The 14,347-nt window shown below is 65.2% G+C and carries 8 protein-coding genes; all 8 read right to left on the bottom strand.

All coding sequences use genetic code 11. The annotated features are described in order from the left end of the window. Positions 1 to 31: 31 nt before the first annotated feature. The 8 genes from M1P90_RS25385 to M1P90_RS25350 all read right to left on the bottom strand — a co-directional run bounded on the left by M1P90_RS25385 (position 32) and on the right by M1P90_RS25350 (position 14,343). Positions 32 to 457, bottom strand: coding sequence for a hypothetical protein (locus M1P90_RS25385; protein ID WP_483698351.1), 426 nt, complete (start codon positions 455 to 457; stop codon positions 32 to 34). Then, the gene (locus M1P90_RS25380; protein ID WP_483698349.1) at positions 454 to 1,458 is read right to left on the bottom strand and encodes a c-type cytochrome; all 1,005 of its coding nucleotides are present in this window, start codon (positions 1,456 to 1,458) and stop codon (positions 454 to 456) included. Before M1P90_RS25380 ends, M1P90_RS25385 begins: the two co-directional genes overlap by 4 nt. Before the next feature lie 63 nt (positions 1,459 to 1,521). Then, positions 1,522 to 2,847: a glycosyltransferase gene (locus M1P90_RS25375; RefSeq protein ID WP_483698347.1), complete on the bottom strand. Its 1,326-nt coding sequence runs from the start codon at positions 2,845 to 2,847 to the stop codon at positions 1,522 to 1,524. A 17-nt stretch (positions 2,848 to 2,864) separates the two neighbouring features. Beyond that, entirely contained in the window at positions 2,865 to 3,290 is a 426-nt protein-coding gene (locus M1P90_RS25370) for an ester cyclase (RefSeq protein WP_483698345.1), read from the bottom strand. A gap of 232 nt (positions 3,291 to 3,522) precedes the next feature. After that, positions 3,523 to 5,991: a LuxR C-terminal-related transcriptional regulator gene (locus M1P90_RS25365; protein ID WP_483698344.1), complete on the bottom strand. Its 2,469-nt coding sequence runs from the start codon at positions 5,989 to 5,991 to the stop codon at positions 3,523 to 3,525. 412 nt (positions 5,992 to 6,403) lie between these two features. Beyond that, the gene (locus M1P90_RS25360; protein ID WP_483698342.1) at positions 6,404 to 9,700 is read right to left on the bottom strand and encodes a sulfotransferase; all 3,297 of its coding nucleotides are present in this window, start codon (positions 9,698 to 9,700) and stop codon (positions 6,404 to 6,406) included. Then, on the bottom strand, positions 9,697 to 12,327 hold the full coding sequence (locus tag M1P90_RS25355) for a glycosyltransferase (protein ID WP_483698340.1): 2,631 nt from the start codon (positions 12,325 to 12,327) through the stop codon (positions 9,697 to 9,699). Before M1P90_RS25355 ends, M1P90_RS25360 begins: the two co-directional genes overlap by 4 nt. A 15-nt stretch (positions 12,328 to 12,342) precedes the next feature. After that, positions 12,343 to 14,343, bottom strand: coding sequence for an ABC transporter ATP-binding protein (locus M1P90_RS25350; RefSeq protein ID WP_483698338.1), 2,001 nt, complete (start codon positions 14,341 to 14,343; stop codon positions 12,343 to 12,345). Between the last annotated feature and the right edge of the window lie 4 nt (positions 14,344 to 14,347).

Raw genomic sequence — 14,347 nt, 5'->3', positions numbered from 1 at the left:
CTACCCCACGCGGGGCACCGCGTACGTTCTGTCACCCGAGGGCCTGCCAGTTTAGAAGAATCAGAATGGTCCAGACGACCGCAAAGACCGGCGGGATGGGCAGGGCAAAGCCCCACCAGAATAGTGCGCCGAACGGAATCAGCGCAAGCGCAAGAACAGCGCCGGACTTGTACCCGCCCCACAGCAGAACACCGGCGACAGCTTCAAGGATGCAGACGAGCAGAAAAGCGGCCAGCAGCGGGACGGTGGTGGGGATGCCAACGCGCTCGAACGGCCCGCGCCCATACGCGGGAAAGCCCATGACAATGGGAATGTCGCGCCCGCTCAGAAGATTTTGTATGGCTGGAATGCAGAACACGCCAAAGCCAACCGCAATGAACCAATGCATGAAGGCTGCCACGCGAAGAAGCGCAGGAACGTTCATATCTTTCCTCATCATTCGCATCACCTTCGTCACTGCGTCGGGCCATCGATTGGCGGCAGGCTGTGCAGGTAGGCATACATCGCACGCAGCTCGTCGTCGGTGGCCGCCGCGCGAAATTCCGGCCAGGGCATGCGCGGCTCTGTAAACCCACTTGGCAGCGTGAGTATCGGCACGGTGCTGCCGTCGGGGCGCGTGCCCGTGTTGAAGAATTCCATGAACTGCGCTTCGGTCCACTGCGGCACAATCTGGGTAAGATTTGGGCCGGGCGGCGGGCCAGGCTCGCCGGTATCGACTTTCCCTTCGAGCCGGGGGCCGTGGCAATCGCTGCATCCCAGAATACTGACCATGTATTTCCCATAGGTTGCGCCAACTAGGGGCGGCGGCGCGATCACCGTGCCTGCTGGCGGCTGCGCCGTGCGGAAATCCACTAAGTTGGTGAAAACCGCGCCAAACAAGCTGAAGCGCGTGGGCGGGGTCGGGCTGCCGGTGGGCGGCTGCGAGCGCAGATAGGCGACCAGCGCCAGCACATCCTCATCGCTCAGGTTGCGCAGGTTGCTGGACGGCATGATCAGCAGCGAGCGACCGTCTTTGCTGACGCCTTCGCGAATCGCGCGAACCAGTTCGCCGTCGGTCCAGCCATCGATGTTGCCGCCGGGCGTGAGGTTCGGGGAGTACAAGGTGCCCAGCGGCGGCAGACCGAACTTGGTCAGAAAATCGGTGCCCGCAAGCGGAAGCTGATTGCTTGTGGAATGGCAGCTCATGCAAATGTGCGCCAGTTGCTGGCCGCGCGCGATCTGAGCGCTGCTACCGGTTGCCTTGAGCGTCGGCACCGGGTTATCGTAGCGCTGGTTGAGCCTGGCATAGCCGTTCACGGCCAGCGCGCCGATCAAGGCTGGAATAATCGTGAGCAAGCCAGCGACGAGCACGCCGATCCATTTCAGCAGCCGGTTGTTCACTCGCCAGGCGCGCGTGGTCAGGAAGCCGAACAAAAGTATCAGAACAACAAGCACAAGCATTCCTGGGATGTCGAACATGGCTGGCTCCTTCGGTTGTGTGTGATGCTTTTCTGAATATGTCGAGTTTCACGAGCTGTGGGCTTACAGCGCCACTTTCAGTGCTTCGGTGGGCAGCGGGCCGTCTTGCCGGTGCACAGATTCGCTGGCGAGGTACGCGTCGATCACTTCATAGGGCTGGTAGCGACTGAACTCATCGCGCAGGCGGGCGGCGTTTGCTTTCCACTGCGGCTCATTCAACACGCGCTCGGCGGCGCGGCGAATCGCCTTGGGCTGCGGGCTTTCGGTGCGCAGGTCGATCCCGACGTTGAAGTAGTCGATGTGCGCGTTGATGTCGTTCTTGCCCTCGCGGATGCCGGCGACGACCAGCGGCACGCCCTTGCTCAGGCTCAGCAGCACGCTGCCGTAGCCGCCATTGCAGATGAACAGGTCGCAGTGATTCAGCATGAAGTCGAAGTCGACGAAATCCTCGATCACGATATTGTTCTGCGGGTAGCGCGCGCGAAGCTCGGCGGTGCCGTAATGCGCGGTCGTCACCACCAGCAGCGCGCCGCTGTTCTTGAGCGCCTCGAGCGCGGGCACAATCAGCTTGTTCTGGTCTTTGTTGTCGACGGTGCCCTGCGAGATGAGCATAACCCGCTTGTAGCGCTCGAGCTTCTCGGGGTGTGGAAACGGCCTTGCAATGCTCGCTTTGTAAGGCTGAAGCGCGCCAACGAAGATCATCCTGGGGTTGCGCTCGCGGCGCGGGTAGGCAAAGCCAGGCACACCGCTCTGGAATACAACATCCGGGCTGCGGTAGGAAAGATCGAACAGCGACCCCTGGGCGGGCGCGACGCCAAGCTCGGTCAGGATGTGGTTGTACGCGCTTTTGACATCGTCCATCACCATGCGCTCCATCATCAGGCGCATGCCCCGGTGGACGAGCTTGCCGAGGACAGTTTTGGCGGGTTTCAGGCCAACAAAGTTCGGCGGCACATCTTTCGAGCTTTCCATCGAGGGCGCGATCCCGACGCAATAGACACGCTTGCCGAGCTTGTCTTTCACCGGCTTCATGGCGTAAAACCCGTCGTCGCAGATCAGCGCGTCGAAGGGGAATGATTGGTCGATCTCACGAATATCTTCGAAGTAGTTGCCAACATTTGCCACAAACACGTTCTTGCCGTCGAAGCGGATAAGCGCGGGGCCGTGTAAGTTCACGCGCTCGGGGAACAGCTCGCCAATATTGTCCCCGCTGACTTCGCTGGCCCGCTTGTAGGGGTAGGCCGGGATTCCCAGGCGCTCGACTTTGGGAATATAGGTCGGCCCGGCGTACCAGCGCACATCGTGCCCACTGGCCCTGAGGTGCATGGCAATGCCAGTGAGCGGGTTGAAGTGCCCGTCGCCCGGGACAGCGGCGAAAAGGAATTTCATCGGTGTGCTCCTTGTGCTCAACAGCCAGCTGGTGGAACGATGCCAAGCTGCTGCAAGATGCTCATCTGGTCGACAAGCATCCAGTTTTCGGCGATCTGGCCGTTTTCGATGCGCGCAAAGCTCATGGCCCTGACCACAAATGGCCGGTTGGTGGGCAAGTGGCCCAGAAAGGCGCCCGTGTGCGTGCCGCGCATGGTCCAGTGCGCTGCCAGCTTGTCGCCCGAACAAATCTCGTCTTCCACCGTGCATTGCAGGTCGGGGAAGGCCGAACGGAACAGCGCGATCAGCCGCTTGAGCCCTTCGCGATTCGGCGGCACGCCCCACGCTGCGGTATGCGTGACGCTGCCCGGCGCGAGTACTTCGTCCACAACTGCAAATGCGCCGTGCTCGAACGCGTTTTCCAAAAGCTGGCGAAGAAGTGAGTTTGTTTGATTGTTTAGCATGGGCAAACTCCGGTCGGCAGTCTGCAGTTGGCAGTGTGACACGCTGACACGATGACACGATGAGCGTTTGAAGAATGTATTCTGACCCCCGACTCCTGCCTCCTGTTCTACAGTACGGCAGCTGCGCGCCAGCTGTCGTGCGTGCGTGCACGTAGCCGCGCACGTATCTTGCGCCGCAAGAACGCAGTTCCCGGCTTCTGGCTGCTGATTCGTGGCGGTGGTGGGGGAAGACTTACGCCAGGGCGTGGTCGAGTGCCCAGCGCACGATCTGGGCGCGGCTGGCGAGGCCCAGCTTGGCGAGAATGTTGGCAATATGCTTTTCGACGGTGCGCTTGCTGAGGACGAGCGTTTCTGCGATCTCGCTGTTCGAGCGGCCCTGCCCGATCAGCGCGACAACCTCGCGCTCGCGTGGGGTCAAGTCGCCTGGTGTTTCGCGCGCTGTGGGCAGTGCTTCTGCTGGCCCGGGTAAATGCCGCGCATATTCGATCGCCTGTTTGAGTGTGAAGGCCCGCCCGGCCGCCTGCTCGGCCTGAAGCTCGGCGTCGGGCAGGCGCGCACGAGCCAGCGCGAGATAGTAATCATATTCCGTGCGCGTGGCTGCCCAGGAAAATTTGGCGTGCTGCATGCCAAGCGTTCCAACGGCGGCCAGCAGCCGCGCACCGGCTGCTGCGGCCCCGGCTTCAATCGCAAGCGCCGCGAACCCCAGCAAACATTCGACAACCGCCGGCTGGCCAGGCCAGCTTCGTTCCGCGTTGCCTTCCATGATCGCAAGGCTTTCGTCAAAAAAATCGCGGGCGCGCGCCAACTCGCCGAGGTGCAGGCAAGCGTGGCCCAGGTTGAGCAGCGGCGCTGCCAGATCGCGGGCGGCACCAATGTCCCGAAACAGGTCAATGCTCTGCTGGTACATCGTTTGCGCAGCGAGGTATTGCCCTTCGCAGCGGTGCAAATCTCCCAGGGTGTTGAAGGCGTGGGCCGTGCGGAAGGCATCGCCCGCCGCGCGCGCCAGCGCCAGGCTTTGGCCGAGTGCAGCCCGTGCGGCGGCGTAGAGGCCGAGCTCGATCGCCAGGCCGCCCTGAACCAGCAGGGTCATGCCGAGATAGACTGCGGGCAATGGCTCGTCGCGATACAGATCCACACAGCGTTCCGCGAGCGCATAGGCCTGCTCGTAATCGCCAGCGGCCCGCGCGGCAGAGCCAAGCGCGCCCAGCGCCAGCCCCAGCACCGGCTTGCCTTCCTCGCCGGCTGCCTCGGCGATGGCCACAGCCTCGCGCCCGTAGGTTTGCGTTGCGGCTGCCATGTCCAGAAAATCCGTCAGGAATGCAGCAAAGCTATAGGCGGAAGCGCGAACCAGCGGCGAGACGCTGGCATCCGCCCGAGCCAACAAGCGCTCGAACCACGCCAAGCCTTCCTGCACATAGCCGCGTATTTCCCAGAACCGAATGATCGCATTGGCAATACGCAGTCCTTGCTCGATCCGCCCGCTTTCCAGCGCGCAGGCCAGCGCGGCGCGCAGATTGTCGTGCTCGCCTTCCAGCCAGTTCAGCCAGAGCTGCTGGTAGGTATCGTGCAGCTTTGGCGCGGCTTCTTCGGCGCGGGCAAGAAACAAGTCGAGGTGGCGCTGGCGCAGCTGCCCGGTTTCGCCGGCCGCGTCGAGCTTTTCGCGGGCGTACTCGCGGATCGTTTCCAGCAGGCGGTAGCGCGCCTGGGCGCGACTGGTTGTTTCCGCCACCACCAGCGATTTGTCCACCAGCGATGCCAGCACGTCGAGCACACGCGCTTTGGCAAGCCCTTCGCCCGCGCACACAGCCTCGGCGGTGTCGAGCGTGAAGCCGGCCGCAAACGCCCCCAGGCGGCGAAACAAGGTTTGTTCCTCGGCGCTGAGCAGCCCATGGCTCCAGTCGATTGCGGCCCGCAGCGTATGGTGATGCGCCACATGCGCCGCGCGCGACCCGTTCGTGAGCAGCGCAAAGCGGCCGTCGAGGCGTGCGGCGATCTGGTCCACCGTGAGCACATTCACGCGCGCGCTGGCAAGCTCCAGCGCCAGCGGGATGCCGTCGAGCCGCTGGCAAATTTCGACGACAGCCTGCGCGTTGTATTCGGTGAGCTGAAAGGCTGGAACGATGGCATGCGCCCGCTCGGCAAACAGGCGAACGGCGTCGAAATCGAGCAGGCTGGCTGGTTCGGCTGGCTGCGTTGTGCTGGGGACATGCAGTGGCGGGACGCGCAACACCGCCTCGCCGCCGATTGCCAGCGGCTCGCGGCTGGTGGCCAGCAGCGTGAGGCGCGGGCAGCGCGCAAGCAAAAAACCGGCCGTTCGCGCACATTCTTCGATGACATGCTCGCAATTGTCGAGCACGAGCAGCAGTTGCCGGGCGTGCAGAAATGCGCCAAGCTGCTCTAGCGGCGCGCGGTCGGGCGCTTCGGGCAGCGCGAACACTTTGGCGATCGTGCGCAGCACGGGCTCGGCCGTGTCAAGGCCGGCAAACTCGGCCAGCCATACGCCGTCGGGGAAATGCTCCAGTTCGGCAGATGCGGCGTGCAGAGCCAGGCGCGTTTTGCCGGTGCCGCCTGTGCCAGTGAGTGTAACCAGCCGGCGCTCGCGCACCAGTTGCTGAATCGCGCGCAGTTCGTGTTCGCGCCCAACAAAGCTCGAAAGCATGGCTGGCAGGTTCGATTTGAGGTGGCCAGCGTCGGCAGGCATGGGGCTTCCATTCGCATAGCGCCGCTCAATCGGGCGAGGCGCAGCCCGTGCGCGCGAGCCATGAGCGATGGCGATTGGCGTTTCGGCGTAGCTGTGTCTATGATACATCACCCGGCAAGGATGGTGGGCACGCCAATTCGCCGCGCGAAGTGCGCACCGAAAAAAGCGCCCTGTATAAGGCGAGAGGCACACGTGCGCTGGCCCGGCGCTCCGACCCTGCACGTATCAGCGGTTCTCAATTGAAAGCAGCCGGGTCGTGACGGGCTGGCCGCACCTGGGGCGGTGCAGCACGAAAGCGGCGCATACTGCTGCGCCGGCCATTCGCGCGCCGGGCGGCGTGTCGCGAACTGTCCGCACCAGCTCGGGCCATTTCAGGGGGTCGCAATCATCGCCCGAGAGCCAGCCGCCCGCACTAATCTTCGGCAACCACCGCAAAAAGTTCTTCACGCGCCGCGAGCAGTTCGTGTGCAGCGGCAAGCTCGCGGGCATAGTTGCCTAACTCGTCCTCGCGCGCGGCCAGCACGTTGCGCACGGCAGCAAGCTCACGGGCATAGTTGCCTAGCTCGTCCTCGCGCGCGGCCAGCAGGTCATGGCTTGCGTGGATCTCGTCCTCGCGGGCGGCAAGTAGCTCGCGGGTGCCGGCAAGCTCGCGGGCGTAGTTGGCGATTTCAGCTTCGCACGCGGCCAGCAGGTCGTGGCTTGCGCGGATCTCGCTTTCGCGCGCGGCCAGCAGCTCGCGCAGCGCAGCTAGCTCGCGGGCGTAATTGGCGATTTCAGCTTCGCGCGCGGTCAGCAGGTCATGGCTTGCGCGGATCTCGCTTTCGCGCGCGGCCAGCAGATCACGCAGCGCAGCTAGCTCGCGGGCGTAGCCGCCAAGCTCGCCCACGCGCGCGGCCAGCAGCGCGCGCGTGGCGGCAAGTTCGTGCGCATAGCTGGCCAGCTCGGCTTCGCGGGCAGCCAGCGCGGGCATCAGAAACGCGACTTCTTTTTCGCGCGCCGCCAGAATTGGGCGCAGAATCGCCAGCTCGGTCTGGGTGGATGCCGCCAGCGGGCGCAATGCGGCCAGCTCGGTTTCATGGCTTTGCAAGAGTGTTAGCGCGGCCTGCAACGATGCGTTGGGTGCAGGTGCAGCATTGGCATTGGGCGCGCCAACACCCGCCAGCGCGGCTCCGGGCGGCGCGCCCGCGTCTTCACCGCACAATTCGCCATACAGCCGAAGCGTCGCTGCCGGCGCGCCAGCGGCAAGCAGATCGGCCAGGGTGCTGCGCTGGTGGCGCATGCTTGTGGCCGCGCCAGCGCATGCCCGCTCGAGCAGATCTTCCGATGTTGGGATGCCAAGCGCGGCCAGCACGCGGCGCGTTTCGGCAGACGCATCGACGAAGTAGGCGTCGTAGTGGCTGATAATGCGATCTTCGGGTGGCACGGCTCGGAGCAGGCACTCGTAGTATGCGTGCCACAGGCGCAGGCCAAACGCCAGCGACGACATGCCGCGCTGGCTGAGCGAGCGCGCAACTTCCAGCGGGTTGCGCACGCAGATCACGACCTTCAGGCCCGGCACGAGCTGCCGCCAGAAGGGCATGGTCAGCGCAGTGCGCGGGTCTTTCCAGCCCCAGAAGCGCTGCGCATCGAACTGGCCGATCAGCACGCGCGCGCGCTCGCGGAATGGCTCCAGCTCCGCCAGTGTTTCCCACCCTTCCGGCAGGGCCGGCACAACATCCCAGCCGCCGCCAAAATGCGCCAGAAGGTCGTCGTTGATCTGCCGCACCTCGGGGTGCTCCCAGTAGCCATCCAGGTTGTCGGGGGCCGGTTTGGCCAGCAATCGGCAGGGGCCGAGGTATGGCCCGCAGGCATGCAGAAGCTGCCCCACCAGCGATGTGCCCGAGCGGTGCATGCCTGTGATACAAACAGCAACGCGCTTGGGTGCCTGGGGTTTGTGGCTGCTGGTGAGCGGGTAGCCCAGTTCTTCCAGCACATCGCCAACTTCGGCCTCAACTGCGGCAACATGCTCGGGCGACATACTTCGTTGCCATGCCGTTACGCGCTCCCTCTGGGGCGGCTTGCTGGTCATGCGGTGGATGGCAAGCCGCTGCTCGCCAATATGGATGGTTCCATCAATCGCTCGTATTGGCCGCTTCAGCTCTTCCAGACGCCCGGCAGCGCGCTGGTGGTAATCGAGCATCGCCGGGTCCCACTCCAGCTCAAGGAACTCGCAGATTCGTCGCAAGGCGGGCTCGGGTTCCAGCACCAGGTTCTCGTAGCGCACCTCAAGGTAGTGTTTCAGCTCGGGCACCTGCCGGCGCGTGGCGCGAATTCGCCCGGCCCACAGCCGCGCAGTTTCGCCAATGGAACTGGCCGCGCCCCAGATCGAATGAAACGACATCGCAACATCGCGGCCATCGCGGATGATGTGGATAAAGCGCGCCTCGGGCAGCAGCAACTGAATCTGCTCGGCGCACAGGCTGTACGCCGGGGTTTTGTCGCCACAGCGCGGCTTGCCGAAACGCGCCGCATAGGCCCGGTAGAAGGCGCGCAGCCCATCGCCAAGCGTAAACGGGGCCAGCGCCATAATCTCCTCGCGCAAGCTCGCTGCGTCGATCTGGAAATCGGCCCAGCGCGCATGCTGCGTTAACGTTTCCACAAATTGCTCAGCCGGGCGTGCGTGGCGCTGGCAGGCCCGCACAAGCTCGGGGATGAAGTGCGTTTCCGACGGCACTGCCAGCGCGGGGTGGCTGTCGAGCATCAGGCGCAGCAGCGTGGTGCCCGAGCGCCCCGAGCCGATTACAAAAGGCATGGGCGGCGGTTCGCTGGCGCGCAGTGTGGGCGCTGCTGGCGCTGCCCGTGAGGCAGGCGCTGCACTTGCTTCGCGCAGGCGACCGTTGAGCTGCTCGATGCGCCGCTGTGCCAGCGGGTAGGGTGCCGGCAGCAGCAAACCATCGCTGTCCACCCGGTCGTGGTAGTGCAGAATAACTGGGTCTTCGTGCAGGAGTGCCGGCGCTGGCCGGCGATCGGTCTGGTTCAGCGGGAAGTTCATCGCCACCGGCAGCTCGCGGAATGGCATGTCGCCGCCCAGGTAGACCAGCGCCATGGCTGCCTGGTTGGCGTGCAGAAACGGCGGGCCGAAAAGCCCTGGCTCCTGGCTGAGCTGCAAAATATAGTCGCGCCATGCCGGCACGATCTGCGCAAGCCACGCCGTGGGCACAATCATCACGCCGGTGTTGCAATACCAGATCGTCGGCTCCTGCGAGCATGTGGTCGTGTAGATGGGATCGGGCGTGGGCAGGCCAAAGTGCGCGCAGAGCTTAGCCAGCATTGCGTTCGGCACGGTTGGCAGGTCGGCGATTTTGAGCTGCAGCGCGGGCTGGTCGAAATACGGCGCGGGGTCTTGCACCAGCGCCACATCGCAATCGAGCAGCACCGCCGTTTCGTAGCGCATCAGCTCGGGCAGCTCCAAAAAGCGAATTTTGTTGCTGTGGCGGTTGAGCGGGTTGAACTCGGCCACCTCGCGCACCTGCGCGCCAAGCGCAACAAACTCGCGCCGCGCGTCCGGGTCGATCGCGCCAACCACGCACACAAAAATATCGGCGCTGGCGAGCGAGCCACCAAACCAGCGGATCGACTGGATCATGCGGCGCACCTGCGCATAGAAGGTGGGCGTCGGCTCGGCCACGCAGCCAAATGCCACGGTGCCTGCTGCAATTGTGTTGCTCATACGCGGCCCTCAATCACATTCAGGCGATCAATGATCGCCTGGCCGGCGGGCTGGCGGCCATACCAGCGCAGAATGTCGTTCGCGGCAACTTGCCCGCGCTGGTGGGCTTCCTCGCGCTGGGCGCAGACGGCGCGCATCAGCTCGGCGGCGTGGTCGAGGTCGGGTTCGGCCCAGAGATTGCCGCGCCGGTAGGGGCCGTGGTCGCGCTCTAGCTCAACCAGGCGGTAGCGCACCGGGTAGCTGTTTTCCGCCGTCATAAAGTCCATATTGCCCGAGTAGCCAGTCGCCACCACCGGCTTGCCCAGCGCCATCGCCTCCACCATCGTCAGGCCAAACCCCTCACTGCGGTGCAGCGACAGGTAGCCATCGCAGGCCGCAAACAGCGTGGTCAGGCGCGCGCGATCAATTGCGCTGTCGATCAGGGTGCCGCCCACTTCGGCCAGGCTCGCGCGCAGCCGCGCCGCCGCTTCGGGATGTTCATGGAGATGGCTGGCCTTGATCACCAGGTGCGTGCAGTTGCTGTGCGTGCCAAAGGCGCGGCGGTAGGCGTCGATCGCGCCAAACGGATTCTTCCGCTCGATGTAGCTGCGCATGTCGAAGGCAAACAGCCAGAGGAAGCGATCCTCGGGCAGGCTCAGCTCGGCGCGGCACACATGCGCGGGCGCGGCGAGCGCGACAGGCACGCGGATGCGGCGGATGGGGATGGATACCAGCGGGCTGAGTGTTTGCTGAACGAACTCGCTGGCCACCCAGATTTCCTGGAGCAGGCCAAAGCGGTCGTGCCACTCGCTCGGGAAGTTGGCGGTTTCCCAGTGCCAGAAGCCAATCGTGTAGCGCTGGTCGAAGAAGGCCGCGCCCAGCGACTGGCGCACCGCTGGGGTCATGTCGGCGTTGACGCACAGCAGGTTGCAGGAATACGGGGCATGTTGCTCGTCTGCGCCGCGCGTGTCGCATGCTGGCGTTTCGATGCCGACGGTGGGGTAGTGCAGGGTTTCGAGTGTGTGCAGCAGCGAGCGCGCCACTTCGCCCACGCCGGTCAGGTGATCGAAGTAGCCCACCACATTCAGGCCCGGGCTTTTGGCGGGCGCGTGGCTGAACAGCTCGGCCCGCGATTGCTCGACGCGCGTGCCCGGCGTGGCTTTGGCCGAGTTCAGCACCATGGCGGCGTGGATGCGAATGACGGCCTGGCGGCCAAGCAGGCGGCGCAGCGGCTTGTGCAGGCCCAGCCGGCGCAGCGGGTTGCGAATGCCGTAGTAGATGCGCCGCGCGAGCGATGCCTCGCCGCTAAGGGGCGCAACCGGCAGCGGCTCCAGCGCCACCGTGCGACGCAGCAATGCCCGAGCGCGCTCACGTGGCGTTGATTTCGTGCTGGCCTGCGCGGGCGCGCTTGCCGCTTTCAGTGCGCGGCGCATTGGCTCCACAAACACCGCGTCGAGCTGGTGCTGCGGCGCGGCATCGCGCACAAACCATTCGATATAGGCGCGGCGATGCGCGGCGACCACATCCGGGAAGGCTTGCTGCAAATCAATGCGCTGGCGGTACACTTCAAGCGCAAGGTTGCTGAGCAGCAGGGCGTCGCTGCTGGCGTGCGCTTCCTGGTTCAGCCAGCTGAAAAAACTTCCCGCGCCCCCGGAATCGAATGGCTGCGGCCAGCGGCGCTCGCCGTCGTTGTCGCGCCAGAGCTGGCGGGCCATTTCCACAATTGGCACGCCATTCGCAAACGCGCTGTAGCTATAGGGCCAGTGGCGCACGCTGGCCACGCCGTGGGCCTGCAGGCGGCTGCCGTAGTGGCGGAACAGCGGGCGCAGCGCGGGCAGTTTTGCCAGCGTATAGCGGTTCTGGTGCAGCGAGATCTGCTCGACATCATCAAGGATCAGCCCGCTGAAGTGGAAGAAGATCAGCGGCTCGCCATTCACCAGCCAGCCGCTGGCGCTGTGCGTTACGTCGCGCTGCGCCAGGTTCCAGTAGGCCACATTGCAGCCCGGGTGGCGCAGCACCGCCACGCCTTCGAATAAGGCGGGCAGCATGTCGATCCAGCGCTGATCGACAAACAGGCCGCGCGCGAAGTCGATCACGCAATCGCGCAGGAGGTGGCGCTGCCACCACTGGAGCAGCGTGTGCAGCTCGGGGCTGCGCGCCAGGCCAATGCAGCCCAGGTTGTAGCTGCCCACCCGCAGAATATCGATCTCGCTGGGCCGGTAGCTGTCGTCGAGCGGCGCGAGCAGGTGCGGGGTGAGCACCACCCGGCTGTGCTGCAAGGCGTCGAGCAGCGGCGCGAGCGGGCGGTAGCAGTAGATATCGGGGTCGAGATAGATCAAGTGATCGAGGGCGTAGCGGTCGAACAGATACTCCAAGAAGAAGGGCTTAACCGCCGTGCTCAGCTCGACCACGTTGTAGCGGAAGGTCATCTGCACGCCGTCGGGCAGCGGCAGATCGGCCATCGGCACAACCGTGAATGGCTCCGCCGCCGGGTCGAAGCAGCCGTCGGGCTGATCGATCAGCAGGGCAAACATGCGCCCATTCGGGTGCTGCGCGTAGAATGATTCGGCCAGGCAGCGCGCCTGGGCGAGGTAGTTCTTGGCAATGATCGTGCAGATAGTGGCGGTTTCCGCGCGCAACTCACCCATGGTGTGCCCTTTCGGCTACGGTTGAAACTCGGCGCTCGCTGGCGCTGGCTCGTGGATATCCAGTGGCGCGAGCTCGAGCCAGCTCAGCGCAACGCCCAGATGGCGCGATTCGGCGTAGGCCAGCTCGCTGGCGGCGGGAACGACCGTCTTATCGACTTCCAGCCGGATGGTTGCAAAGGAACGACCGTGCAGCGCGGCGGCGGGCACCGGCCCTTCGCACAGGATCGAGCCATCCCAGACGCGCGTTTGGCGCATCGGCACGGGCTGGTCGTTCACAAAGAAGCGCAGGCTTTTGAGCGCGCCCGGCCGGCTGGCTTGCAGAATGCGGCAGCGCAGCCACTGCTTGCGCTCGGTCATGGCTGGCTCAAGCGGCAGCTGAAGCGTCGAACGGCGATCGGGGCCAGTCCAGCGGAAGGTGCCGTGCTGCGGGTTGTACTCGACGCCATACCAGCCAGTTCCCGGCACGGGCCGGTCGAAGGTGAAGCGCAGCCCGGTGGGCTCGCCGCGCTCGGCCCGACGCCGCTCGTGGTGCTGGCGCAGCAGCCCGATCAGCACTTCCAGCGGCAGCGGCGGCACGAGTTCGTTCGCATACAAATGCCCGAAGCGGTCGCAGAGATCGTGGGTCATGCGGGCAATCCGCTGCTCGAACAGGTGGCAGGCGCGCTCGTAGAGCTCGCGGTCAAACGCATCTTCCGGCAGGTCGTGCGGCGCGGTTTCTGGCGGAAGGAGCGCCTGCGCCAGGCTTTGGTCGGGCATCCAGCCGAAGGTATACCAGAACAGCAGCAGCGATTCTTGCGGGCGGGCGGCAAGCCCCACAAAGGCCAGCGCGTCGAGCGTGGCGCGCGCGCGCCGGAAGTCGTCGCGGCTGACGGGCTGCGCGAGGTAGGCGTCGTTATGCAGGATGCGGCCACCTGGCGCGAGCGCGCAGCCCAGCAAGCGCGTGAGTGGGTTGTCGTGCTGGCCGGGGGATAGTTCCTGTGCCCGCGCTGGCAGCAGCGTGGCGCAGATTGGGGCCTGGTTCAGCAGGCGCGCCATCTGGTCGTAGAAGAAGGTTCCGCTGATCAGCCGGTACGGTGCCAGCGCCATGCGCGCGCCAGCGGGAAGCTCGGCGCGGCTGTGGAATGGGCTGATGTGCTCGGGGTCGAAGTGGCGCTCGACGGCTGCCTGAAAGGCGGCATCGTCAGCGCCGGGCACGCGCAGCACAAACAGCTTATCGTCGGCATGCAAATCGACCGCTGGCACCGCCGCGCCACTGTTCCGAATGATGGGCAGGCCATTCGCGCCAACCGCGCCGGGCCTGACCTGCAAACCGCTTTCGTAGGCGTGCAGCACATCGCCGGCCTCGCCAAGCATTTGCAGCCTGCCATACGCCAGCCAGCCGATCCGGTCGCAGCTTTGGCGCAGCGCCGCGCTGTTGTGCGACACCAGCAGGATCGTGGTGCCGGCGCGGCGCAGCTCGGCAATGCGCTGCTCGGAGCGCTCGCGGAACTCGGCGTCGCCCACCGCCAGCACCTCGTCGATGATCAGAATATCGGGCTGGATGTCGGTGGCGACGGCGAAAGCCAGGCGGGCGACCATGCCGCTGGAGTAGGTGTGCAGCGGCGCGTCGATGAACTCGTGCAGGCCGGCGAAATCGACGATCCGGCCCATCCGTCGGCGGGTGTCGTGCGGGTTGTGCCCAAGAATGGCCGATTTCAGCAGCACATTTTCGCGCCCGGTCAGGTCGGGCTGAAAGCCCGCGCCCAGCTCGATCAGGGGCGCAACCCGGCCGCGCACAAGCACACGGCCTGCGGTGGGGCGCAGAATGCGCGCCACCACCTTGAGCAGCGTGCTCTTGCCCGAGCCATTCGAGCCGGCCAGGCCAAGCACTTCGCCCGAGCGCACCGACAGGCTCACGTCGCGCAGGGCCCAGACATCGCGGCGCAATGGCCGGCGCGCAACGATGCTGCTGACATAATCTTGCAGCAGCGGGCGGCGGCCCTGGTAGAGCCAGTAGCGCACCGCGATCGATTCCATTGTG

The organism is Kouleothrix sp. 19917 (assembly GCF_057073505.1).
This window is presented reverse-complemented; position numbering and strand designations above follow the sequence as displayed.